The following is a 22,159-nucleotide window of genomic DNA, read 5'->3' on the forward strand; positions in this document are numbered from 1 at the left end:
CGTAGGTCACAGAGCGGAACTTCTCACACGACCCACGCAGATCGGTCACCGTCTTTCACACCATTGGTGAGACAGCGATACTGCTGCACATGACGACGACGGACAGCGACGAGCCGGCCCTCACGATCGACGAGCTGGCCGCGCGGGCCGGTGTCACCGTGCGCACGGTCCGCTTCTACAGCAGTCGCGGTCTGCTGCCGCCGCCCGTGATCGGTCCGCGCCGGGTGGGCCGCTACGGCACGGACCACCTGGCGCGTCTGGCGCTGATCGAGGAGATGCAGCACCAGGGCATGACACTCGCCGCGATCGAGCGCCATCTGCGGCAGCTGCCGCCGGACCTCAGCCCGCACGACCTGGCCGTGCACCGCGCGGTCGTCGCCTCCTGGGCGCCGGAGAGCGTGGAGACGGTGTCCCGCCGCGAGCTCGGCCGCCGGGCCGGGCGGCCGCTGTCCGACGAGGACGTGCAGCGGCTCGCGGCGATGAACGTGGTCGTGCGGGAGGGCGAGGACGCGTTCCGCGTCGACGCGGGGCTTTTCCGGCTCGGGGTGGAGCTGCTGGACGTCCCGCTGTCCCAGGAGACGATCCTCGCCGCGCGCACGGCGCTGACCGACCACGCGCGCGCCGCCGCCCGCGAGCTGTCGGGGCTGCTGCGCGACGCGGTCGCCGAGCGTGACACCCGGGACGTGAAGTCGCTTTCGGCTCATATGCACCCGTTGGTGGTGCAGGCCCTGCTGACCACCTTCCAGCGGTCGCTGAAGGAGGAGCTGCGGGAGTGGGTGGGCTCTGCGGAGACGGAGACGGAGGCGGAGGCGGACGGCGCGTCGCGGGACGGGACCTCTGGGGACGCGTCCCGGGACGCGTCGTCCGCCTGAGCACGTGCTTCAGCTCGCGTCGGTGAAGGTCTCCCCCTTCTCCGCCTTGGCAACCAGCAGGGCGGGCGGGGTGAACCGCTCGCCGTAGCGCTCGGCGAGCTCCCGCGCGCGGGCCACGAACCCGGGCAGGCCGCCGTCGTAGCCGTTGATGTACTGCAGGACGCCACCGGTCCAGCCGGGGAAGCCGATGCCGAAGATCGAGCCGATGTTGGCGTCGGCGACGGAGGTCAGGACGCCCTCCTCCAGGAGCCTGACGGTGTCGAGCGCCTCGGCGAAGAGCATGCGCTCCTGCATGTCCCGGAACGGGATCTCGTACCCCGGCTCGGAGAAGTGCTCGCGCAGGCCCGGCCACAGCCCGGCCCGCCTGCCGTCCTCGTCGTAGTCGTAGAAGCCCGCGCCGCCGCTGCGCCCGGTGCGCCCGAACTCGTCGATCATGCGGTCGATGACCGCCTCCGCCGGGTGCGCGGGCCAGGTGCCGCCCGCCTCCTCGACGGCGCGCTTCGACTCGTTGCGGATCTTGCGGGGCAGCGTGAGCGTCAGCTCGTCCATGAGGGAGAGCACCTTGGCCGGGTAGCCCGCCTGCGCCGCCGCCTGCTCCACCGACGCGGGCTCGATGCCCTCGCCGACCATCGCCACGCCCTCGTTGATGAAGTGGCCGATCACCCGGGAGGTGAAGAACCCGCGCGAGTCGTTGACCACGATCGGGGTCTTCTTGATCTGCCGGACCAGGTCGAAAGCGCGGGCCAGCGCCTCCTCGCCGGTGCGCTCGCCCTTGATGATCTCCACCAGCGGCATCTTGTCGACGGGCGAGAAGAAGTGCAGCCCGATGAAGTCGGTCTGGCGCTGGACGCCCTCGGCGAGGGCGGTGATGGGCAGGGTGGAGGTGTTGGAGCACAGCAGCGCGTCCGGCGCGACGACGGCCTCGATCTCCTGGAACACCTTGTGCTTGAGGGCCGGGTCCTCGAAGACGGCCTCGATCACCGCGTCGCAGCCGGCGAGGTCGGCGACCTCGGCGGTGGGCGTGATGCGGGCGAGCAGCGCGTCCGCCTTGTCCTGCGTCGTACGGCCCCTGGCGACGGCCTTGGCGCACAGCTTCTCGGAGTAGCCCTTGCCCCGGACGGCGGCCTCCAGGGAGACGTCCTTCAGGACGACCTCCATGCCGCCGTGGGCGCACGCGTAGGCGATGCCCGCGCCCATCATCCCGGCGCCGAGGACGGCCACCTTGCGGACCTGGCGGGGCTCGACGCCCTGGGGGCGGTTGGCGCCGGAGTTGACGGCCTGGAGGTCGAAGAAGAACGCCTGGATCATGTTCTTCGAGATCTGCCCGGCGGCCAGCTCCACGAAGTAGCGGGCCTCGATGACCTGGGCGGTCTCGAAGTCGACCTGGGCGCCCTCGACGGCGGCGGCGAGGATGTTGCGCGGCGCCGGGTAGGGGGCGCCGTTCGTCTGCTTGCGCAGGTTGGCCGGGAAGGCGGGCAGGTTGGCGGCGAACTTGGGGTTCGCCGGGGTGCCGCCGGGGATCTTGTAGCCGGGGCGGTCCCAGGGCTGCTGCGACTCGGGGTGGGCGTCGATGAAGGCGCGGGCCTTGGCGAGCAGGTCCTCGGGGGTCTCGGCCACCTCGTGGACGAGGCCGTTCTCCTGGGCGCGCCGGGCGTTGTACTGGGTGCCCTGGAGGAGCACCTTCAGCAGGGCGTCGGTGATGCCCAGCAGCCGTACGGTGCGGACCACTCCGCCGCCGCCGGGGAGCAGGCCCAGGGTCACCTCGGGGCAGCCGATCTTCGTGCCGGGGGTGTCGAGGGCGATCCGGTGGTGGCAGGCGAGGGCGAGTTCGTAGCCGCCGCCGAGGGCGGCGCCGTTGATGGCCGCGACGACCGGCTTGCCGAGGGTCTCGATGCGGCGCAGGTTCCGCTTGATGGCGAGACCGCCGTCGAACAGGTCCTGGGCGGTCTCGGGCGTGACCCGGATCAGGTCGCGCAGGTCGCCGCCGGCGAAGAAGGTCTTCTTGGCGGAGGTGAGGATGACGCCGCGGATCGAGTCCTTCTCGGTCTCCAGGCGGTCGGTGACCGCCGCGAGGGAGTCGCGGAACGCCTGGTTCATGGTGTTCGCGGACTGGTGGGGGTCGTCGAGGACGAGGGTGACGACGCCGGTGTCGTCCTGTTCCCAGCGGATGGTGGTGGGCTCAGTGCTCATGGAAGGTGCTCCGTGATGGTCCGTGGTGATCCGTTGGGAGGGGGTCAGACGCGCTCGACGATCGTGGCGATGCCCATGCCGCCGCCCACGCAGAGCGTGGCGAGACCGTAGCGCTTGTCCTGGCGCTCCAGTTCGTCGACGAGGGTGCCGAGGATCATCGCGCCGGTGGCGCCGAGCGGGTGGCCCATGGCGATGGCGCCGCCGTTGACGTTGACCTTGTCCAGGGAAAGGCCCATGTCCTTCACGAAGCGCAGCACGACCGCCGCGAACGCCTCGTTGATCTCGACGAGGTCGATGTCGTCGATGGTCAGGCCGGCCTTGGCGAGCGCCTTGCGGGTGGCGGGGGCGGGCCCGGTGAGCATGATGGTGGGCTCGGAGCCGGAGACGGCGGCGGAGACGATCCGCGCGCGCGGGGTGAGGCCGTAGCGCTCGCCGACCTCCTTGGAGCCGATGGCGGCGAGGGAGGCGCCGTCCACGATGCCGGAGGAGTTGCCGGCGTGGTGGACGTGGTCGATCTTCTCGACCCAGTGGTACTTCTGCAGGGCCACGGCGTCGAAGCCGCCCAGGTCGCCGATGTCCGCGAAGGACGGCTTCAGCTTGGCGAGGGAGTCGGCGGTGGTGCCGGGGCGCAGGTGCTCGTCGTGGTCGAGGACGACCAGGCCGTTGCGGTCCCTGACGGGGACGACCGAGCGGTCGAAGCGGCCCTCCTTCCAGGCGGTGGCGGCGCGCTCCTGGGACAGGGCGGCGTACTCGTCGACGTCGCGCCGGGTGAAGCCCTCGATGGTGGCGATCAGGTCGGCGCCGATGCCCTGGGGCACGAAGTTGACGGCGAGGTTGGTCATCGGGTCGTTGAACCAGGCGCCGCCGTCGGAGGCCATCGGCACCCGGGACATCGACTCGACGCCGCCGGCCAGGACCAGGTCCTCCCAGCCGGAACGCACCTTGGCGGCGGCCAGGTTGACGGCCTCCAGGCCCGAGGCGCAGAAGCGGTTCTCCTGCACGCCGGCCACCGTGTCGGGCAGTCCGGCGGCGACGGCGGCGATGCGCGCGATGTCGGAGCCCTGGTCGCCCACGGGGCCGACGACGCCGAGCACGATGTCGTCGACGGCCGCCGGGTCCAGGCCGGGGAAGCGGTCGCGGATCTCGTGGATGAGGCCGACGACCAGGTCGATGGGCTTCGTGCCGTGCAGGGAGCCGCCTGCCTTGCCGCGCCCGCGGGGGGTGCGGATCGCGTCGTACACGTACGCTTCGGTGGTCACGGGCAAGCCTTTCAGCGAGGGTTCTCGGTGCGATGAGGTCGGGGGGCGAGGGAGGACAGGTCCCAGTCGCGGGCCACGTCCGCCGTGTCGGCGCCCGGCAGGGCGGGGCCGGTGCGGACGGCGGTGGGGGTGGCGGAGAAGCGGGGCGCGGGGGCGGGCTGGGTGAGGCCGGCGTGCTCGGTGAACGTGGCGCGGGCGGCGAGGTGCGGGTGGCGCGGGGCCTCGCGCAGTGACAGCACGGGGGCCACGCACGCGTCGGAGCCCTCGAAGACGGTGGTCCACTCCTGCCGGGTGCGGGATCTGAAGCGGTCGGCGACCGCCTTGCGCAGTTCGTCCCAGCGGGTGATGTCGCCGTGCGCCTCGGCGAGGTCCGCCAGGCCGAGGAGGCTGAGGAACTCGTCGTAGAACCGCTGTTCCAGCGCCCCGACCGCCATGTGTCCGCCGTCGGAGGTCTCGTAGGTGCCGTAGTACGGGCAGCCGCCGTCCAGGAGGTTGGAGCCGCGGCGGTCCTGCCAGCCGCCGGCGGCGAGCATGCCGTGGATCATCGTGGACAGGTGGGCGGCGCCGTCGACGATGGCGGCGTCCACCACCTGACCCGTGCCGGTGGCGCGGGCGTGGTGCAGGGCGGCGAGGACGCCGACGACGAGGTACAGGGAACCGCCCGCGTAGTCGCCGAGGAGGTTGACGGGCACGGCCGGGGGTCCGTCCGCCTCGCCGATCATGCCGAGGGTGCCGGTGACGGCGATGTAGGCGATGTCGTGTCCCGCGCGCGGGGCGAGCGGTCCGTCCTGGCCCCAGCCGGTCATCCGGCCGTAGACGAGCCGGGGGTTGCGGGCGTGGCAGTCCTCGGGGCCGACGCCGAGGCGTTCGGCGACGCCGGGGCGGTAGCCCTCGATGAGGACGTCCGCGCGGGCGGCGAGGTCGAGGACGCGGGCGGGGCCGTCCGGCGCCTTCAGGTCGACGATCACGGAGCGCTTGTTGCGGTTGGTGAGGTCATGGGCGGGGTCGATGCCCAGTCCGGCGCCGCCGGGGCGGTCCACCCGCACCACGTCGGCTCCCAGATCGGCCAGCAGCATCGCGGCGAACGGTCCGGGGCCGATGCCGGCCAGCTCGACCACGCGCACGCCGGTGAGCGGCCCGTGCCGCCCTGGTCCCTGTGCCGTTGCCATCGAGCCCCCTTGCCGCGACCGACGTGACACAACTGATGTCACACCGACGATGCTAAGAACGTGTTCCACCGCGCACAAGCCCTGAACGAGCAAGCGCTTAGCCGAGCCATGGCGAGATGTACCCGATACGGCGGTGGCCGTACCACTCACCACCCCTCGCCGTCGGGTTCCGCCGTGCTTCACGCTAGCCTCGGCCACCGACAGCGGCGCGGGCATGTGGGCTGCGGGAGCGACGGCGAGGGGTGTCATGAGCAGGCTGAAAACGACGGAGCGTCCGTACGACATCGTGCTCTTCGGGGCCACGGGCTTCGTGGGGACGCTCACCACGGAGTACCTCGCCGCCCATGCCCCCGAGGGGCTGCGCTGGGCGATCGCCGGCCGCGGCGAGCACAGGCTTCGGCAGCTGCGCGAACGGCTGCCCGGCGGTGCGTCCGTCGGGGTGCTGCGGGCGGACGTGGCCGAACCGGACTCCCTGCGGGAACTGGCCCGGCAGGCGCGCGTGGTGGCCACCACCGTGGGTCCTTATGTGACGTACGGGGAGGAACTGGTCGCCGCCTGCGCGGACAGCGGCACGGACTACCTGGACCTGACCGGTGAGCCGGAGTTCGTCGACCTGGTGTACGTCCGGCACGACACGCGCGCGCGGGAGACCGGATCGCGCCTGGTGCACGCGTGCGGGTTCGACTCGGTGCCGCACGACCTGGGCGTGTACTTCACCGTGCAGCAGCTGCCGGAGGGCGTGCCGCTCGCGGTGGACGGGTACGTCCGGGCGGACGCGGCCTTCTCGGGCGGGACGTTCGCCTCGGCGCTCAACCAGTTCGCGCGTCCGCTGAGCATGCGGGCGGCGGCCCGGGACCGCGCGCGGCACGAGCCGCGGCTGATGGGGCGGCGGGCGTCCGCACCGGTGGGCGCGCCGCGGTTCGCCGGGGAGATCGGCGCGTGGGCGCTGCCGCTGCCGACCATCGACCCGCAGATCGTGGTGCGCTCCGCGCGGGCGCTGGAACGGTACGGCCCGGACTTCCGCTACCGCCACTACGCGGCCGTACGGCACCTGCCGGTCGCGGTGGGCGGGGTCGCCGCCGTCGGCACGCTCGCGGCGGCGGCCCAACTGGCGCCCGCCCGCCGCTGGCTGTCCGGCCGGCTCAGGCCCGGCGAGGGGCCGAGCGCGGAGAAGCGCGCCCGGAGCTGGTTCTCGCTGCGCTTCGTCGGCGAGGGCGGTGGCAGGCGGGTGTTCACCGAGGTCGCGGGCGGCGACCCCGGGTACGACGAGACGGCGAAGATGTTCGCCGAGTCCGCTCTGTCCCTCGCCTTCGACGACCTGCCGCACACGGCCGGCCAGGTGACGACGGCCGCGGCCATGGGCAACACGCTGATCGACCGCCTGCGCGCGGCCGGCATCACCTTCCGCACGGCGGCGAGCCGTTAGCGCGGCGCCTGCGTCCCGGCCCCCGCGCAAGACATCCCCTAGACGTGCTGCGTGGCCTCCCTCAGCGCCCGGCGGCACAGTGCGTCGGCCCTGCGGGTCGTCTCCGGCAGACGGTAGGCCGGGGTGAGGGCGAGGGTGTGGGCGCAGGCGTTGTCCAGGGTCACCCGGTGGCCCACGGAGACGAAGACCGGCTTCACCCCGTCCCGGGTGCGCAGTGCGCGGCCCACCTCGTCGGAGCCGGCCAGGAGCGGGGAGGCGCTGCCACGCGGGGTGCCGGGGTCGTCGTAGGCGAAGGTGAAGGGGTTCTTGGCGACGCCGATCGTCGGCAGCCCGGTGACCACGCCGAGGTGGCTGGCCAGGCCGAAGCGACGGGGGTGGGCGAGGCCGTAGCCGTCGCAGACGACCACTCCGGGCGGGCGGTCCAGGGCGTCCAGCGCGGCGAGCACGGTGGGGATCTCCCGGAAGGCGAGCAGCCCGGGCACGTAGGGGAAGGAGATCCGGCCGACGGCGGTGGCCTCGGCGACGACGCGCAGCGTGGCCGCCTCCAGCACGACGGCCGCCGCCGCGACGACGTCCCGCTCGTCGTCGTAGGCGACGTCGACGCCCGTGACGTGCCCCGCGCCGGGCTCCGGCCCCCGCTCGTCCAGCACCACGCGTGCGCGCAACTCGTCCTGCACGGCGCGAGCCTGCTCCTCGGTCACAGGCCAGCCGGCGGGAATGCCTACGGTCGTCGTCATGGTGCTGACGAGGGTACGGGGCGTCGTGTCCGCCAGGGACGCCGGGGCGGGGCGGGGTGGGCCCGTCCCGCCCCGGGCGCGGGTCAGCTCTTGCCCAGGGCCTGCCGCAGCTGCTGCTTGTTCATGTCCGAGCGGCCGTGGATGTTGCGCCGCTTGGCCTCCTCGTAGAGCTGATCGTAGGTGGGGCCCTCGGAGCCCCGGCCGGAGCGCTGTCCGGACCGGCTCGCGGTCTTGGACTCGCCCGAGCGGGCGCGCTCCTTGTTCACCGTGCGCCCGGCGATCTCCTTGGCGCGGCCTGCGCTCTCCCCCCGGTCCTGAGCGCTCTCCTTGATGTGCTCGTACTGGCGCTCCCGTTTGGAGCTGGAACCGCGTGGCATGCCGTTCACTTCCTCTCTGTCAAGGAACGGATACCCGCATCCTGAAACAGTTCGTCATTTCAGGCGATATCCACTCCTCCAGTCGAGCGACCCGCTCCTCGCCGTCGGCTGCCCGGCACCGCGCGGACCCTGGGCGGTCGACGGCGTCGAACGCGTCCGTGGGACCGCACGACCGCCGGACCGCGGACCACGGCCCCAACTCCCTTGCCTCGCACGGCCGGAGAACCGTTCCGCGCGGACAGACACCGCTCGTAACTTCTGTGAATGAACGCGGTGACAGAGGTCACTCGCACTTCGTGTGCACGGATCGGCTGGATCCGACGTCTCTCCCAGTGCCCGGCCTCGTCCGTGCGGACGTCCCTCCAGCCGTCCTGCGTGATCGTCCTGTGTGATCGTGATCGTCATATGCCACAAGGGAGCAAGGCGTTGTCCACCGTCATCGAGCAGACCGTCGAGGCGCGTCTGGTCGCCGCCGCACCGCGGATGCCCAGCATTCCCGCCACATTCCACTACGACCGGCGCGACCCGTTCGCCGTCCGCATGACCTTCCCGGCCCCGGCCACCCTCGAGGGCGTGGAGGTCTGCTGGACCTTCGCGCGCGACCTGCTCGCGGCCGGCCTGCACGAGCCCGAGGGCCACGGGGACGTACGCGTGCGGCCGTACGGCTACGACCGGACCGTCCTGGAGTTCCACGCGCCGGAGGGCACCGCCGTGGTGCATGTGCGCAGCGAGCAGATTCGGCGGTTCCTCAGCGCCACGAGCGAGCTGGTGCCGGCCGGCCTGGAGCACCTCCAGTTCGACCTGGACCGCGACCTGGCGGAGCTGATGCGCGACGCCTGCTGACGCCCGGCCCGCAACGGGCTCCCGGCCCCGAGACGGACTCCCGCCCCAGGAACGGGCTCGCGGGACCCGGAACGGGCTTCTCGGACGTTCGCGCCGGTGGGTGCCCGGCGCGGCCCGTTATCTCGTTGACAGCCGTCTCGCGCTCTCGTACGGTGTACAGCGGTCCTGTTGCCGTCGATTGGAGAAGGACGTTGCTCGTCTGAGGTCCTGAGACACCGCGTCACATCGAACAGGTGTGTGCGTCGCGTGCGACCTCGGCGTCCGAGCCGTCCTCCGGGAATCCGGCCAGGGCTTTTCTCATGCCCCGTGGGCCCTTCCCCACATACGGTGATCTTCGCCTTGCGGTGTCTCGACACGCGTTTGCCCCCTTACCGCACCCACAGCAAACCGCGAGGCGCCCATGTCCGCATCCATCACCTGCACCTCCCTGTCCTTCGCCTGGCCCGACGGCACCACCGTCTTCAGCGGCCTCGACATCGCCTTCGGCCCCGGCCGGACCGGGCTCGTCGGCGTCAACGGGTCCGGCAAGTCCACCCTGCTCAAGCTGATCGCCGGTGAGCTCGCGCCGTCCGACGGCACCGTGCGGGTCTCCGGCGAGGTCGGCTGCCTGCCGCAGAACGTCACGCTCGACACCGCGCTCCGCGTCGACGAGGCGCTCGGCATCGCCGCGCAGCGGGCCGCGCTGCACGCCATCGAGGCCGGCGACGCGGCCGAGGAGCACTTCGAGACCATCGGCGACAACTGGGACGTGGAAGAACGCGCCCTGGCCACGCTCGGCGAGCTCGGACTCGGCCACATCGAGTTGGACCGCACCATCGGCGAGGTGTCGGGCGGCGAGTCGGTGCTGCTGCGCCTGGCCGCGCTGCTGCTGCGCCGCCCCGACGTCCTGCTGCTGGACGAGCCGACCAACAACCTCGACCTGTACGCGCGCCGGCGGCTGTACGCGGCCGTCGCCGCCTGGCCCGGGGTGATGGTCGTCGTCAGCCACGACCGCGAACTGCTGGAGCTGGTCGACCAGATCGCCGATCTGCGCTCCGGTGAGGTCACCTGGTACGGCGGCAACTTCTCGGCGTACGAGGAGGTCCTCGCGATCGAGCAGGAGGCCGCCGAGCGGATGGTGCGGGTCGCCGAGGCCGATCTGCGCAAGCAGAAGCGCGAGCTGGCCGACGCCCAGGTCAAGCTGGCCCGCCGCAAGCGGTACGGCCAGAAGATGTGGGACAGCAAACGCGAACCGAAGATCGTCATGGGGGCCCGCAAACGCGCGGCCCAGGAGTCCGCGGGCAAGCACCGCATCATGCACGAGGAGCGGCTCGCCGAGGCCCGGGAACGGTTCGACGAGGCGGTGGAGGCGGTACGGGACGACGACGAGATCCGCGTCGACCTTCCCTACACGGCCGTGCCGCCGGGCCGTACCGTCCTCACCCTCCAGGACCTCCGGCTGGCGTACGGCGCGCGCGTGGACGGCGGTCTCGACCTGCGCGGTCCGGAGCGCGTCGCGCTGATCGGGCGCAACGGCGCGGGCAAGACGACCCTGCTGCGCACGATCGCCGGGGAGCTGGTGCCGGAGTCGGGCACGGTGGCCGCGCACGTCCCGATGCGGTTCCTGCCGCAGCGCCTGGACGTCCTCGACGGCGAGCTGAGCGTCGCGGAGAACGTGGCCCGGTTCGCGCCGGAAGCCACCAACAACCGGGTCCGGGCCCGCCTCGCCCGCTTCCTGTTCCGGGGCGCCCGGGCAGACCAGAAGGCGGGGACGCTGTCCGGCGGCGAACGCTTCCGGGCCGCGCTGGCCGCGCTGATGCTGGCCGAGCCCGCGCCGCAGCTGCTGATGCTCGACGAGCCGACGAACAACCTCGACATGGCGAGTGTGCGGCAGCTGACGACGGCCCTGGAGTCCTACGAGGGCGCGCTGATCGTGGCCAGCCACGACCTGCCGTTCCTGGAGTCGATCGGCATCACGCGCTGGCTGCTGCTGGAGGAGGGAGAGCTGAAGGAGACCGACCGGGAGGCCGTCGGGGACCCCGCGTAGTCGCGGGCACGGGAGTGCGCGTCTCAGGATGCGCATCTCAGGAGGGCCACAGCCCGGCAACGGGGGTTCAGTCCGCGCGCTCCGGTGACGCATGATGGCCAGTCGGTGCCCTGCCGCGCCTCGCGTCCGCAGGGCACCGGCACCACCACACCAGTACCACCCCGCTCGATACGGAGACCCTCGTGCCCAGCCAGAAGGCCCTCGTCCGCCGCCCCGGCCCGCGCCTCGCCGAAGGGCTGGTGACCCACATCGAGCGGGAGACGGTCGACGTGGAGCTGGCGGCGCGGCAGTGGGAGGCGTACGTCGAGGCGCTGCGGGCGAACGGCTGGGAGACGACCGAGGTCGAGCCGGCCGACGACTGCCCCGACGCGGTGTTCGTCGAGGACACCGTCGTGGTGTACCGGAACGTCGCTCTGATCACCCGGCCCGGCGCCGAGTCGCGGCGCGCGGAGACCGCCGGGGTCGAGGAGGCGGTGGCACGGCTGGGCTGCTCCGTCAACTGGGTCTGGGAGCCGGGCACCCTGGACGGCGGCGACGTGCTGAAGGTCGGCGACACGATCTACGTGGGCCGTGGCGGGCGTACCAACGCGGCCGGGGTGCAGCAGCTGCGGGCCGTGTTCGAGCCGCTGGGCGCGCGGGTGGTGGCCGTCCCGGTCAGCAAGGTGCTGCACCTGAAGTCGGCGGTGACGGCGCTCCCGGACGGCACCGTCATCGGCCACATCCCGAAGGTGGACACACCGTCGCTGTACCCGCGCTTCCTGCCGGTGCCGGAGGAGTCCGGCGGCCATGTGGTGCTGCTCGGGGGCGGCAGGCTGCTGATGGCGGCGAGCGCGCCGAAGACGGCCGAACTGCTGGGCGACCTCGGCTTCGAACCGGTCGTGGTGGACATCAGCGAGTTCGAGAAGCTGGAGGGGTGTGTGACATGCCTCTCGGTGCGGCTGCGGGAGTTGTACGCCTGACCGGGTGAGCCGGTCCCTCGCGCGGCTCCGGGACCTGCGGGTCCCGGGGGTCGCTCCGCCTGTGCGCCAGGCGCGGCCAACTCCCGGGGCTCGGCGGCCTGATCAGCGGCCTTTACAGCGAACTTAACCTACGGCTTCGTAACCTACGGCTTCGTAGCCTACGATCCCGTAAGTTCCGGCACCGCTCGCCGGTACGTCCCCTCTTTCTTGTGCGTCCCCCCTGGAGTTCCCGTGACGATCACCTCCCCGCACCTCGGCAGCCCGTCCGCCTGGACCGACACCCGGCTGCTGTACGCACTGGAGGAAGTGGTCGAGAACGAGCTCAACCGGCATCTTATGGTCGCCAAGGACTGGATGCCGCACGAGTACGTGCCGTGGAGCGACGGCCGCAACTTCCCCGGGCAGTTCGCGGACGGCGAGGCCTGGGACAAGGAGCAGTCCAAGGTAACGGAGATCGGCCGGATCGCCCTCGTCGTCAATCTCCTGACCGAGGACAACCTGCCCAGCTACCACCACGAGATCGCCACCCTGTTCGGGCGCGACGGCGCCTGGGGCACCTGGGTGCACCGATGGACGGCCGAGGAGGGCCGGCACGGCATCGTGATGCGCGACTACCTGCTCACCTCGCGCGCGGTCGACCCGGACAAGCTGGAGCAGTTCCGCATGGCGCACATGAGCGAGGGCTTCGAGTCCGACAACCGGCACTCGATGCTGCACTCGGTCGCCTACGTCGCCTTCCAGGAGCTCGCCACCCGCATCTCGCACCGCAACACCGGTCACCAGTCCGGCGATCCGGTCTGCGACCGCATGCTGGCGCGGATCGCGACCGACGAGAACCTGCACATGGTCTTCTACCGCAACCTGCTCAAGGCGGCCTTCGAGATCGCCCCCGACCCGACCATGCAGGCGGTGCGGGACGTGGTGGTCGACTTCCGCATGCCGGGCCACGGCATCCCCGGGTTCGAGCGGGCGGCGGCCCAGATGGCCATCGGCGAGGTCTACAACCTGCGCATCCACCACGACGACGTGCTCCAGCCGGTGCTGCGCTTCCTGAAGGTCATGGAGATCGACGGTCTCGGCCCCGAGGGGCGGCAGGCACAGGAGGAACTCGGCCTGTTCATGGGCGGTCTGGACGCGGAGGCGGCCAGGTTCGACGAGAAGCTGGCGGCCCGCAAGGCGCGCATGGCGTCCCGCGCCGGCGCCTGAACGAACCGGCCGGAACCGCGGCCGAACGGCCCAGTGGCGCCGGTCCCCCTAGGGGGTCACCCGCCGCAGGTTCTGCCGTTCCTTTTCGGACAGTCCGCCCCAGACGCCGAAGCGTTCGTCGTTCGCCAGCGCGTACTCCAGACAGGCCGAGCGCATCTCGCACATGCCGCAGATGCGCTTGGCCTCGCGCACGGAGCTGCCCGGCTCGGGAAAGAAGAAGTCGGCCCCGGTCTGCGCGCACAGCGCCTGGGCCTGCCAGGCGGGGTCGGCCGGGGTGAGGGTCTCGATGTGCATGAGCGAGATCGTGCCGGACGGCGAAAAACGTTCGATCAACGCCGGATCAACGACGCGTACAGTGGCCGCCCGCGGTCCCGATGATGGCGCCGCGACCGGGGCCGGCGCACGGCGGCGCGCCCGAGGAAGGCGGCGACACGCGATTGTCAGTGGGCGGTGCGAGACTCGGCAGAGCAGACAACGGGTCTCTTCCCGAGGAGGGCAGCGATGCTCACCACCCGTTTCGTGGACGGCGCTCCGAACTGGATCGACGTCGGCACCCCCGACATCGACGGCGCCCGCTCCTTCTACGCCGCGCTGTTCGGCTGGCAGTTCCGGTCCGCGGGGCCCGATGCAGGCGGCTACGGCTTCTTCCAGCTGGACGGCCGAACCGTGGCCGGCGGCATGCAGACCACGGCCGAGCAGGGTCCGCCCGCCTGGACCGTGTACTTCCAGTGTTCCGACGCGGAGGCGACCGCGAAGGCGGCCGAACAGGCGCACGGCAGGGTGCTGGTGCGGCCCATGGACGTGATGGGCGAGGGCCACATGGCGATCCTCGCCGACCAGGCGGGCGTGCCGTTCGGTCTCTGGCAGCCGGGGCGGATCAGAGGCGTGGACCTGGCCGGTGACCCGGGCTCGCTGTGCTGGGTCGAGCTGTACACGCCGGACATCGCGGCGGCCGCCGCGTTCTACTACAAGGTGCTGGGTCTGGAGACCTCGGCGGCCCCCTTCCCCGGCGGCACGTACACGTGTGTCAACCCCGCCGAGGGCGGCGAGGACGCCATCTTCGGCGGCGTCGTCCCGCTGTCCGACGACCCTATCGAGGCGGAGGCCGGTCCGTACTGGCTGCCGTACTTCGAGGTCGAGGACGCGGACGTCACGGTCGCCCGGGCCCTGGAGCGGGGCGGCACGGTCCGCCGGGCGGCCGCCGACGTCCCGGGCGTCGGCCGCATCGCCCGCCTCGCCGACCCCTACGGTGCCCGCTTCGCGGTCATCAAGAGCGCACCGCAGCAGCAGGCATGAGGGTCCCGGGCGGGCGGGCCCGGCCGGTCTACGCGGAGGCGCGCCGCACCAGGGTGGTCGGCAGGACGACGCTGGTGGGCGCGGCCGCGGCCGCCGCTTCGGCGCCCTGCCGGTCGAGGCCGCGCAGCAGCAGGCGGGCCATCAGCCGGCCCATCTCCTCGATGTCCTGACGGACGGTCGTCAGCGGTGGGTCGGTCTGCTCGGCGACGGGCAGCATGTCGTCGAAACCGACCACCGCGACGTCCTCCGGCACCCGCAGCCCGCGCTCGCGGAGCACGCGCAGGGCGCCGGCGGCGGCCAGGTCGTTGGCGGCGAACACCGCGTCGAGGTCGGGGCAGCGGTCCAGGAGTTCCCGCATGCCGCGCTCGCCGCCGGCGGGCGTGAAGTCGCTCTCCACGACCAGCCGGGGGCGGCGCCGGCCATGACGTCCCGGTAGCCGTCCAGCCGGTCCACCGCCGAGGTCTGGTCCAGGACGCCGGAGATGTGCCCGATCCGCTTCCGGCCGAGCTCGACGAGGTGCCGTACCGCCTGCCGCGCGCCGCCCCGGTTGTCGCTGTCGACGTACACCACGTCCCGGGTGCCCTCGCTCCAGCCGGGCCGCCCGCCGAACACGGTCGGCACCCCGGCGCGCTGGATCAGGCCGGGCAGCGGGTCGTCGAGGTGGAGGGAGAAGACGAGCGCGCCGTCGACGTGGCCGCCCGCGAGGTAGCGGCCGACCCGGGTGTGGTCGTCGCGCCCCTCGGTCAGCAGCAGCACGAGCTGGGAGTCGTGCGCCGTCAGCTCCTTGCTGATCCCGCGCAGCTGGAGCGCGAAGAACGGGTCGGCGAAGACGCGGGTCTCCGGTTCGGCGATGACGACGGCGACGGCGTCGTGCCGCTTGGTCACCAGGCTGCGGGCCGCCTGGTTCGGCACGTATCCCAGTTCCTCCACGGCCCTCCGGACCCGCTCGGCCAGGGGCTCCCTGACTCCGTCCGACCCGTTGACCACCCGGGAGACGGTGGCCCGCGACACCCCCGCCCGCGCGGCCACGGCCTCCAACGTGGGACGCGACGCTGTCTCGGTCACTTCGGACTCTCCTCACCGGCGGTTGCGGATCAGGATAGCCCCGGCCCGCAACGGCCCTGAGAGCGCTCTCGCAACCGGCGGCCGGCAGGGGCCCTAGGGGGTGTCTCGTCGATCAGGCCGGATCAGGGAGCGGTGGCTGGTGGTGGGGGCACCTCCCACGCCGTTCAGGCAGTGGGGGAGCATCGCAAGGCGGAGGAGGGAGTCGATGCGGAGCATCGGCGACCGACGACAACGCGGCGAGGTGCGGCGCCGGCCACCGCGAGCCCGGCACGATCGACGAGACACCCCCTACGACTCCGGGGCGGCCTTCGCGCGCCGGGCCCGGCTCGGCTGCACCCGCTTGGGCTCGCCCGGCATCTTCGGGTACTCCGGCGGATAGGGCAGGTCGCCGAGGCCGTGGTCGCGCTCGTCCTGCGCGGCCAGTTCCAGCAGCGCCTCCAGGGAGAAGGTGTGGTCGTCCATGTCGGCGTGCACGTCGCCCAGTTCGGCGTACCGGGCGGGCATGGTCGCGATGTCGAAGTCCTGAGGGCGGGCGACGCCCACCTCGTCCCAGGTCAGGGGGGCCGAGACGGGGGCGTCGGGGCGGGGGCGTACGGAGTAGGCGGAGGCGATGGTGCGGTCGCGGGCGGTCTGGTTGTAGTCGACGAAGATGCGGGCCCCGCGTTCCTCCTTCCACCACTTGATCGTCACCTGCTCCGGCATCCGGCGCTCCAGTTCCCGGCCGAGGGCGATGGCGGCCCGCCGCACCTGGGTGAAGGTCCACCGGGGTTCGATGGGCACGAACACGTGCAGGCCGCGTCCGCCGGAGGTCTTGGGCCAGCCGCGCAGGCCGCCGAACTCCTCCAGCACTCCGCGCAGTTCGTGGGCGGCGCGGACGGCGTCGTCGTAGTCGGTGCCGGGCTGCGGGTCGAGGTCGATGCGCAGTTCGTCGGGGTGGTCGACGTCGTCGCGCCGTACCGGCCAGGGGTGGAAGGTGAGGGTGCCGTACTGGGCGGCCCACACCACGGCGGCCTCCTCGGTGGGGCACATCTCGTCGGCGCTGCGGCCGCTGGGGAAGGTGATGTGGGCGGTCGGGATCCAGGCGGGCATGCCCTTGGGCGCCCGCTTCTGGAAGAACCACTCGCCGGTGATGCCGTCGGGGTAGCGCTCCAGGGTGGTGGGGCGGTCACGCAGGGCGCGCAGGATGCCGGGGGCGACCGCCTGGTAGTAGCGGGCGACGTCCAGCTTGGTGTAGCCGCGCTCCGGGAAGAAGACCTTGTCCGGGCTGGACAGCCGTACCGTCCGGCCCGCCACGTCCAGTTCCACCGCATCGCCCATGCGAGCCACGGTAGGCGTACGCCGCACACCTCGCACACCGGGCGAACGGCATCGCGAGCGCGCACAATCTCAGCATGGATCTGCCCGTGATGCCCCCTGTGAAGCCGATGCTCGCCAAGTCGGTGGCGAAGATCCCCGCGGGCATGCAGTACGAGGCGAAGTGGGACGGGTTCCGGGCGATCGTGTTCCGCGACGGCGACGAGGTCGAGCTGGGCAGCCGTACCGGCAAGCCGCTGACCAGGTACTTCCCGGAACTGGTGGAGGCCCTGAAGGAGCGTGTGCCCGAGCGCTGCGTGCTGGACGGGGAGATCGTGATCGCCCGGCAGGGCCATCTGGACTTCGACGCGCTGACCGAGCGGATCCACCCGGCCGACTCGCGGGTGCGCATGCTGGCGGAGCGGACCCCCTCGTCCTTCGTGGCGTTCGACCTGCTCGCGCTGGACGACGAGTCGCTGCTCGACGTGCCGCTGTCGGACCGGCGGGCGCTGCTGGTCAGGGCACTGGCGGAGGCGACCGCCCCGGTGCACGTGGCACCCGCGACGACCGACGTCGAGGTGGCGCGGCAGTGGTTCGAGCAGTACGAGGGCGCTGGTCTGGACGGGGTGATCGCCAAACCGCCTCAGGTGCGTTACCTCCAGGACGAGCGGGCCATGTTCAAGGTCAAGCACGAGCGCACGGCGGATGTGGTGGTCGCCGGCTACCGGCTCCACAAGAGCGGTCCCGTCGTCGGGTCGCTGCTGCTCGGCCTGTACGACGACCACGGCAGGCTCCAGCATGTGGGCGTGTCGGCCGCGTTCCCGATGAAGCGCCGAGCCGAGCTGATCGAGGAGCTGGCGCCGCTGCGGATGGACGATGTGGCGGGGCACCCGTGGGCGGCCTGGTCCGACGAGGCGGCCCACGAGTCGGCCCGGCTGCCGGGCGCGCCGAGCCGCTGGTCGGGCAGGAAGGATCTGTCCTGGGTGCCGCTGAGGCCGGAGCGGGTGGCGGAGGTGGCGTACGACCACATGGAGAACGGGGCGCGGTTCCGGCACACGGCACGCTTCCGCCGCTGGCGCCCGGACCGCACCCCGGACAGCTGCACCTACGCCCAGCTGGAGGAGCCGGTCCGCTACGACCTCGCGGAGATCCTCGGCTCCCGGCCCCGCTGAGCCGGTGCGTCGTCGTCAGGGTGTCATCAGCACCTTGATCGCGCCGTCCTGCTTGCGCTGGAACATCTCGTACGCGTGCGGCGCGTCCGCGAGCGGCACCCGGTGCGTGGCGAAGTCGTCGACGCCGAGCGGGTCCTCGTCGGTGAGGTAGGGCAGGATCTCGTCGGTCCAGTGGCGGACGTTGGCCTGGCCCATCCGGATCTGGAGCTGCTTGTCGAAGAGGGTGAGCATCGGCATCGGGTCGGCCGAGCCGCCGTAGACGCCGATGAGCGACAGGGTGCCGCCGCGGCGCACCAGGTCGATGGCCATGTGGAGGGCGGAGAGCCGGTCCACGCTGAAGCGTTCGGAGAGCGGGCCGCTCAGGGCGCGCGGCATGGCGGAGGCCGTCTGCTGGACGAGCCGGGCGACATGACTGCCGTGCGCCTCGGTGCCGACCGCGTCGATCACGGCGTCGGGGCCGCGCCCGCCGGTCTCGTCGTGGATCGCGGCGACGAGTTCCTTCTCGTGGTCGAAGTCGCGCAGGTCGTACGTCTCCACTCCGCGCCGGCGCGCCCGTGCCAGCCGCTCCGGGACCAGGTCCACGCCGAACACCCGCTCGGCGCCGCGCGCCTTGGCGATCCGGCAGGCCATGTCCCCGATCGGGCCGAGGCCGAGCACGGCGACGGTGCCGCCCCTGGGCACATCGGCGTAGGCGACGGCCTGCCAGGCGGTGGGCAGCACGTCGGAGAGGTAGACGAAACGGTCGTCGGCCGGCCCGTGGGGAACCTTGATCGGGCCGTAGTGCGCCTGCGGGACGCGCAGGTACTCGGCCTGGGCGCCCGGTACGGCGCCGTACAGGCGGGTGTAGCCGAACAGTGCGGCGCCCATGCCCTCGCTGGTGACCTGGGTGGTCTCGCACTGGGTCTGCAGGCCGGCGGAGCACATGAAGCAGTGGCCGCAGGAGATCTGGAACGGCACGACCACGCGGTCGCCGGGCCTCAGATTCGGTACCTCGGGTCCCACCTCCTCGACGATGCCCATCGGCTCGTGGCCGAGGATGTCGCCCGGTGTCATGAACGGGGTGAGCACCTCGTACAGGTGCAGGTCCGAGCCGCACAGGCCGGTCGAGGTGATCCGGATGACGGCGTCCGTCGGCTCCTGGATCTTCGGATCGGGAACGTCGTCCACCCGGACGTCGCGCTTGCCCTGCCAGGTGACTGCCTTCATGTGTGGCGCCCCTTTCCGCCGTGGTCCGTCGTCTTCGCGGACGCCCGGGTACCCGGGCAGACATGGGCGAACCGGCGGAGCGAGACACTCTCCGGCGGCGACGGAGTCAGGCCGGCGCGGCCGTGCGTTCCCCCGGGTTGCGCAGTTCCTCGGCCGCGTCCGCGACCCTGCGGATGAGGTCGAGGAACCGGGTCTGCTCCTCGGCGCTGAGCGGGGCCAGGAAGACCTGGTTCATCCGGGCCGTGCGGACGGTGAGCTTGCGGTGGGTCCGCTCGCCCTCCTCGGTCAGCCGCAGCAGGAAGCGACGGCCGTCCTGCGGGTCGCGGACCTTGTCCAGCAGTCCCCGGCGGCCGAGCCTGCTGATGAGCTCGGCGATGGTGGACCGGTCGAGGCCCACCCGCTCCCCCACCGTGCGCTGGTCGAGCCCGGGCTCGGCGACGAGCGCGTTCAGGACCGCGAACTGCGGCGAGGTGATCTCCTCGGAGACCATCGTGTTCCACAGCAGGTAGTGGGCCTGCTGGAGCCGCCGGGCCAGGTGCCCGGGGTGGGTGGTCAGGTCCACCGCGGCCATGTGCGCTCCCTGATCGATTCGTCGGTGCACTGAACAATAGTCGGCGATCCCTCTTCTGTCGTCCACCTGGATCAGTGATTCACCGAGGTCTTGACGGTTTTGACCTCCGGTGGCAGCGTGATGGCATATCGCTGAATTACTCAGTGCCCTGATTAACCGCGGAGAGATGGACTTCACGGATGGACAAGGTGGTCGCCACGGCCGTGGAGGCGGTGGCCGACGTGCCGGACGGCGCGTCGCTGGCGGTGGGCGGATTCGGGCTGAGCGGCGTGCCGAACGTGCTGATCCAGGCGCTGTACGAGCGCGGGGTCGGCGGCCTCTCGGTCGTCTCCAACAACTGCGGTGCCATGGACTCCGGTCTCGCGGTGCTGCTCGCGGCCGGGCGGATCGCCCGGGTGACCGGCTCCTACATCGGCGCGAACAAGGAGTTCGCCCGCCAGTACCTGGCCGGTGAGCTGGAGGTGGAGATGATCCCGCAGGGCACGCTGGCCGAGCGGCTGCGCGCCGGCGGCGCGGGCATCCCCGCGTTCTACACCCCGGCCGGGGTCGGCACTCAGGTCGCCGACGGCGGACTGCCCTGGCGCTACGACGGACAGGGCGGGGTGGCGCTCGCCTCGCCGCCCAAGGAGGTGCGCGAGTTCGACGGCGTCCAGTACGTGCTGGAGCGGGGCATCCGCACCGACTTCGCCCTGGTCCGGGCGGCGAAGGGCGACCGTCACGGCAACCTGGTCTTCAACAAGTCCTCCCGCAACTTCAACCCGCTGGCCGCGATGGCCGGCAAGATCACGATCGCCGAGGTGGAGGAGCTGGTCGAGCCCGGCGAGCTGGACCCGGACGCGGTGCACCTGCCGGGCGTCTTCGTGCAGCGCGTGGTCGCGCTGACCCCGGAGCAGGCGACGGACAAGCGGATCGAGAAGCGGACGGTTTCCGCGCCCGAGGCGCGAGGGACGGTGAGTGCGTGATGGCCTGGACCCGTGAGGAGATGGCCGCCCGTGCGGCGCGCGAGCTGCGCGACGGCCAGTACGTCAACCTGGGCATCGGACTGCCCACCCTGATCCCCAACCACCTGCCCCAGGGCGTCGAGGTGATCCTGGAGTCGGAGAACGGCATCCTGGGCACCGGCCCGTATCCCACCGAGGAGCAGGTCGACCCCGATCTGATCAACGCGGGCAAGGAGACCGTCACGGTCCTGCCGGGGGCCTCGTTCTTCGACTCGGCGCTGTCCTTCGCGATGATCCGGGGCGGGCACATCGACGTCGCCGTGCTGGGCGCCATGCAGGTCTCCGCCACCGGCGACCTGGCGAACTGGGCCGTCCCCGGCAAGATGATCACCGGGATCGGCGGTGCGATGGACCTGGTCCACGGCGCCCGTACCGTCATCGTCGTCATGACGCACACCGCGAAGGACGGATCGCCGAAGATCCTCGAGCGGTGCCTGCTGCCCCTGACCGGCAAGGCCTGCGTCGACCGGATCATCACCGACCTCGGCGTCCTCGACGTCACCGCCGACGGACTCGTCCTCGTCGAGACCGCGCCCGGCGTCTCCGTCGAGGAGATCACCGCCAGGACCGACGCCGAGGTCCGTGTCCCGGAGGAGCTCCGGCGATGAAGCAGCTCGCCCGCAAGGGCTCCGGAACCGGCGTCGCCACCCTCTGCATCGGTGTCGGCCAGGGCCTCGCCCTCGTTCTCGAACGCTAAGGAAGCGTCAGGTACCCCCATGACTCTCACGCAACACGACATCGACCAGGAGATCGCGGCCGAGCACGCCGCGTACGAGAAGCGCCTCGCCGAAGGCGCGCCGGTCGAGCACCACCCGCGCCGCGACTACGCGCCCTACCGCTCCTCCGTGCTCCGCCACCCCAAGCAGCCGCTGGTCGCCATCGACGTCAGCAAGGACCCGGAGCTGGTCGAGCTGTCCTCGCCCGCCTTCGGCGAGCGGGACATCACCGGGATCGACAACGACCTCACCCGGCAGCACACCGGGGAGCCGGTCGGCGAGCGGATCACCGTCTCCGGGCGGCTGCTGGACCGCGACGGGCGCCCGGTGCGCGGCCAGCTCGTCGAGATCTGGCAGGCCAACTCCGCCGGCCGCTACGCCCACCAGCGCGAGCAGCACGACGCCCCGCTCGACCCCAACTTCAGTGGTGTGGGCCGCACGCTGACCGACGCTGACGGCTTCTACCGCTTCACCACCATCCAGCCGGGCCCGTACCCGTGGCGCAACCACGTCAACGCCTGGCGTCCGGCGCACATCCACTTCTCGGTCTTCGGCTCGGCGTTCACCCAGCGGCTGGTGACGCAGATGTACTTCCCGAACGACCCGCTCTTCCCCTACGACCCGATCCTGCAGTCCGTCACGGACGACGCCGCCCGGCAGCGGCTGGTCGCCACCTACGACCACAGCCTGTCGGTGCCGGAGTTCTCGCTCGGCTACCACTGGGACATCGTGCTGGACGGCCCGCACGCCACCTGGATCGAAGAAGGACGCTGAC

The 22,159-nt window shown here is 71.9% G+C and carries 20 protein-coding genes and 2 pseudogenes; 12 read left to right on the plus strand and 10 right to left on the minus strand.

Annotated features, from left to right (window positions below; translation table 11 throughout):
* Positions 1-89: 89 nt before the first annotated feature.
* Positions 90-872, plus strand: a complete 783-nt coding sequence (locus tag IE318_RS30495; protein WP_229903837.1) for a MerR family transcriptional regulator — start codon at positions 90-92, stop codon at positions 870-872.
* Positions 873-881: 9 nt separating this feature from the next.
* Here the strand turns inward: IE318_RS30495 and IE318_RS30500 are convergent, their stop codons facing one another.
* From IE318_RS30500 to IE318_RS30510, 3 genes are read right to left on the minus strand one after another with little or no spacing between them, the layout of a single operon-like run.
* On the minus strand, positions 882-3,062 hold the full coding sequence (locus IE318_RS30500; protein ID WP_189905514.1) for a 3-hydroxyacyl-CoA dehydrogenase NAD-binding domain-containing protein: 2,181 nt from the start codon (positions 3,060-3,062) through the stop codon (positions 882-884).
* Positions 3,063-3,106: 44 nt separating this feature from the next.
* On the minus strand, positions 3,107-4,321 hold the full coding sequence (locus IE318_RS30505; RefSeq protein ID WP_030169164.1) for an acetyl-CoA C-acetyltransferase: 1,215 nt from the start codon (positions 4,319-4,321) through the stop codon (positions 3,107-3,109).
* Between the two features lie 11 nt (positions 4,322-4,332).
* Positions 4,333-5,490 (minus strand): CaiB/BaiF CoA transferase family protein, encoded by a 1,158-nt coding sequence (locus IE318_RS30510; RefSeq protein WP_189905516.1) that lies wholly within the window; start codon positions 5,488-5,490, stop codon positions 4,333-4,335.
* Between the two features lie 247 nt (positions 5,491-5,737).
* Between IE318_RS30510 and IE318_RS30515 the strand changes: the two genes are divergently transcribed.
* Positions 5,738-6,916, plus strand: coding sequence for a saccharopine dehydrogenase family protein (locus IE318_RS30515; RefSeq protein WP_189905518.1), 1,179 nt, complete (start codon positions 5,738-5,740; stop codon positions 6,914-6,916).
* A gap of 38 nt (positions 6,917-6,954) precedes the next feature.
* Here IE318_RS30515 and IE318_RS30520 read toward each other — a convergent pair whose 3' ends face one another.
* Both IE318_RS30520 and IE318_RS30525 read right to left on the minus strand, forming a co-directional pair.
* Positions 6,955-7,653, minus strand: coding sequence for an endonuclease V (locus IE318_RS30520; protein WP_189905521.1), 699 nt, complete (start codon positions 7,651-7,653; stop codon positions 6,955-6,957).
* 83 nt (positions 7,654-7,736) lie between these two features.
* Positions 7,737-8,030, minus strand: a complete 294-nt coding sequence (locus IE318_RS30525; RefSeq protein WP_030169176.1) for a hypothetical protein — start codon at positions 8,028-8,030, stop codon at positions 7,737-7,739.
* Between the two features lie 426 nt (positions 8,031-8,456).
* Between IE318_RS30525 and ssgD the strand changes: the two genes are divergently transcribed.
* The 4 genes from ssgD to IE318_RS30545 all read left to right on the plus strand — a co-directional run bounded on the left by ssgD (position 8,457) and on the right by IE318_RS30545 (position 13,064).
* The gene (gene ssgD / locus IE318_RS30530) at positions 8,457-8,873 is read left to right on the plus strand and encodes a spore wall synthesis regulator SsgD (protein WP_189905523.1); all 417 of its coding nucleotides are present in this window, start codon (positions 8,457-8,459) and stop codon (positions 8,871-8,873) included.
* 400 nt (positions 8,874-9,273) lie between these two features.
* On the plus strand, positions 9,274-10,899 hold the full coding sequence (locus IE318_RS30535; protein WP_189905525.1) for an ABC-F family ATP-binding cassette domain-containing protein: 1,626 nt from the start codon (positions 9,274-9,276) through the stop codon (positions 10,897-10,899).
* Between the two features lie 182 nt (positions 10,900-11,081).
* Entirely contained in the window at positions 11,082-11,858 is a 777-nt protein-coding gene (gene ddaH / locus IE318_RS30540; protein ID WP_189905527.1) for a dimethylargininase, read from the plus strand.
* Between the two features lie 231 nt (positions 11,859-12,089).
* On the plus strand, positions 12,090-13,064 hold the full coding sequence (locus IE318_RS30545; protein WP_189905529.1) for an acyl-ACP desaturase: 975 nt from the start codon (positions 12,090-12,092) through the stop codon (positions 13,062-13,064).
* Positions 13,065-13,112: 48 nt separating this feature from the next.
* Here the strand turns inward: IE318_RS30545 and IE318_RS30550 are convergent, their stop codons facing one another.
* The gene (locus IE318_RS30550; protein WP_189905531.1) at positions 13,113-13,358 is read right to left on the minus strand and encodes a WhiB family transcriptional regulator; all 246 of its coding nucleotides are present in this window, start codon (positions 13,356-13,358) and stop codon (positions 13,113-13,115) included.
* A gap of 207 nt (positions 13,359-13,565) precedes the next feature.
* Between IE318_RS30550 and IE318_RS30555 the strand changes: the two genes are divergently transcribed.
* A complete protein-coding gene (locus IE318_RS30555) occupies positions 13,566-14,360 on the plus strand; it encodes a VOC family protein (protein WP_189905533.1) in 795 nt (264 codons plus the stop codon).
* A 28-nt stretch (positions 14,361-14,388) separates the two neighbouring features.
* On the opposite strand, the pseudogene IE318_RS30560 reads toward IE318_RS30555, so the two are convergent.
* Positions 14,389-15,425 (minus strand): annotated as a pseudogene (locus tag IE318_RS30560) (LacI family DNA-binding transcriptional regulator).
* 288 nt (positions 15,426-15,713) lie between these two features.
* Positions 15,714-16,742 carry a non-homologous end-joining DNA ligase gene (ligD, locus tag IE318_RS30565; RefSeq protein ID WP_189905535.1) on the minus strand — a complete coding sequence of 343 codons (1,029 nt, stop codon included), beginning with the start codon at positions 16,740-16,742 and terminating at the stop codon, positions 15,714-15,716.
* 74 nt (positions 16,743-16,816) lie between these two features.
* On the opposite strand from ligD, the gene IE318_RS30570 reads away from it, so the two are divergent.
* The gene (locus IE318_RS30570) at positions 16,817-17,890 is read left to right on the plus strand and encodes an ATP-dependent DNA ligase (protein ID WP_189905537.1); all 1,074 of its coding nucleotides are present in this window, start codon (positions 16,817-16,819) and stop codon (positions 17,888-17,890) included.
* 15 nt (positions 17,891-17,905) lie between these two features.
* On the opposite strand, the gene IE318_RS30575 is transcribed toward IE318_RS30570, so the two are convergent.
* Both IE318_RS30575 and IE318_RS30580 read right to left on the minus strand, forming a co-directional pair.
* Positions 17,906-19,096 (minus strand): zinc-dependent alcohol dehydrogenase, encoded by a 1,191-nt coding sequence (locus IE318_RS30575; protein WP_030169205.1) that lies wholly within the window; start codon positions 19,094-19,096, stop codon positions 17,906-17,908.
* A 106-nt stretch (positions 19,097-19,202) separates the two neighbouring features.
* The gene (locus IE318_RS30580; protein ID WP_189905538.1) at positions 19,203-19,667 is read right to left on the minus strand and encodes a MarR family winged helix-turn-helix transcriptional regulator; all 465 of its coding nucleotides are present in this window, start codon (positions 19,665-19,667) and stop codon (positions 19,203-19,205) included.
* 179 nt (positions 19,668-19,846) lie between these two features.
* On the opposite strand from IE318_RS30580, the gene IE318_RS30585 reads away from it, so the two are divergent.
* The 4 genes and pseudogenes from IE318_RS30585 (at position 19,847) to pcaH (ending at position 22,158) form a co-directional block, all read left to right on the plus strand.
* Entirely contained in the window at positions 19,847-20,629 is a 783-nt protein-coding gene (locus IE318_RS30585; RefSeq protein WP_189905540.1) for a CoA transferase subunit A, read from the plus strand.
* A complete protein-coding gene (locus IE318_RS30590) occupies positions 20,629-21,276 on the plus strand; it encodes a CoA transferase subunit B (protein WP_189905542.1) in 648 nt (215 codons plus the stop codon). The genes IE318_RS30585 and IE318_RS30590 overlap by 1 nt, the downstream gene beginning before the upstream one ends.
* A gap of 2 nt (positions 21,277-21,278) precedes the next feature.
* Positions 21,279-21,365 (plus strand): annotated as a pseudogene (locus tag IE318_RS30595) (thiolase family protein); the annotation flags it as partial.
* 19 nt (positions 21,366-21,384) lie between these two features.
* Positions 21,385-22,158 carry a protocatechuate 3,4-dioxygenase subunit beta gene (pcaH, locus tag IE318_RS30600; RefSeq protein ID WP_189905544.1) on the plus strand — a complete coding sequence of 258 codons (774 nt, stop codon included), beginning with the start codon at positions 21,385-21,387 and terminating at the stop codon, positions 22,156-22,158.
* The last annotated feature ends 1 nt before the right edge of the window (position 22,159 follow it).

Source organism: Streptomyces spiralis, assembly GCF_014654675.1.
Lineage (GTDB): Bacteria > Actinomycetota > Actinomycetes > Streptomycetales > Streptomycetaceae > Streptomyces > Streptomyces spiralis.

Bases quoted from the DNA above. Each gene is read 5' to 3' on its own strand.
- IE318_RS30495 (WP_229903837.1), top strand. From the start codon at position 90: ATGACGACGACGGACAGCGACGAGCCGGCCCTCACGATCGACGAGCTG.
- IE318_RS30500 (WP_189905514.1), bottom strand. From the start codon at position 3,062: ATGAGCACTGAGCCCACCACCATCCGCTGGGAACAGGACGACACCGGC.
- IE318_RS30510 (WP_189905516.1), bottom strand. From the start codon at position 5,490: ATGGCAACGGCACAGGGACCAGGGCGGCACGGGCCGCTCACCGGCGTG.
- IE318_RS30515 (WP_189905518.1), top strand. From the start codon at position 5,738: ATGAGCAGGCTGAAAACGACGGAGCGTCCGTACGACATCGTGCTCTTC.
- IE318_RS30520 (WP_189905521.1), bottom strand. From the start codon at position 7,653: ATGACGACGACCGTAGGCATTCCCGCCGGCTGGCCTGTGACCGAGGAG.
- IE318_RS30525 (WP_030169176.1), bottom strand. From the start codon at position 8,030: ATGCCACGCGGTTCCAGCTCCAAACGGGAGCGCCAGTACGAGCACATC.
- IE318_RS30535 (WP_189905525.1), top strand. From the start codon at position 9,274: ATGTCCGCATCCATCACCTGCACCTCCCTGTCCTTCGCCTGGCCCGAC.
- IE318_RS30550 (WP_189905531.1), bottom strand. From the start codon at position 13,358: ATGCACATCGAGACCCTCACCCCGGCCGACCCCGCCTGGCAGGCCCAG.
- IE318_RS30555 (WP_189905533.1), top strand. From the start codon at position 13,566: ATGCTCACCACCCGTTTCGTGGACGGCGCTCCGAACTGGATCGACGTC.
- ligD (WP_189905535.1), bottom strand. From the start codon at position 16,742: ATGGGCGATGCGGTGGAACTGGACGTGGCGGGCCGGACGGTACGGCTG.
- IE318_RS30570 (WP_189905537.1), top strand. From the start codon at position 16,817: ATGGATCTGCCCGTGATGCCCCCTGTGAAGCCGATGCTCGCCAAGTCG.
- IE318_RS30575 (WP_030169205.1), bottom strand. From the start codon at position 19,096: ATGAAGGCAGTCACCTGGCAGGGCAAGCGCGACGTCCGGGTGGACGAC.
- IE318_RS30580 (WP_189905538.1), bottom strand. From the start codon at position 19,667: ATGGCCGCGGTGGACCTGACCACCCACCCCGGGCACCTGGCCCGGCGG.
- IE318_RS30585 (WP_189905540.1), top strand. From the start codon at position 19,847: ATGGACAAGGTGGTCGCCACGGCCGTGGAGGCGGTGGCCGACGTGCCG.
- IE318_RS30590 (WP_189905542.1), top strand. From the start codon at position 20,629: ATGGCCTGGACCCGTGAGGAGATGGCCGCCCGTGCGGCGCGCGAGCTG.
- pcaH (WP_189905544.1), top strand. From the start codon at position 21,385: ATGACTCTCACGCAACACGACATCGACCAGGAGATCGCGGCCGAGCAC.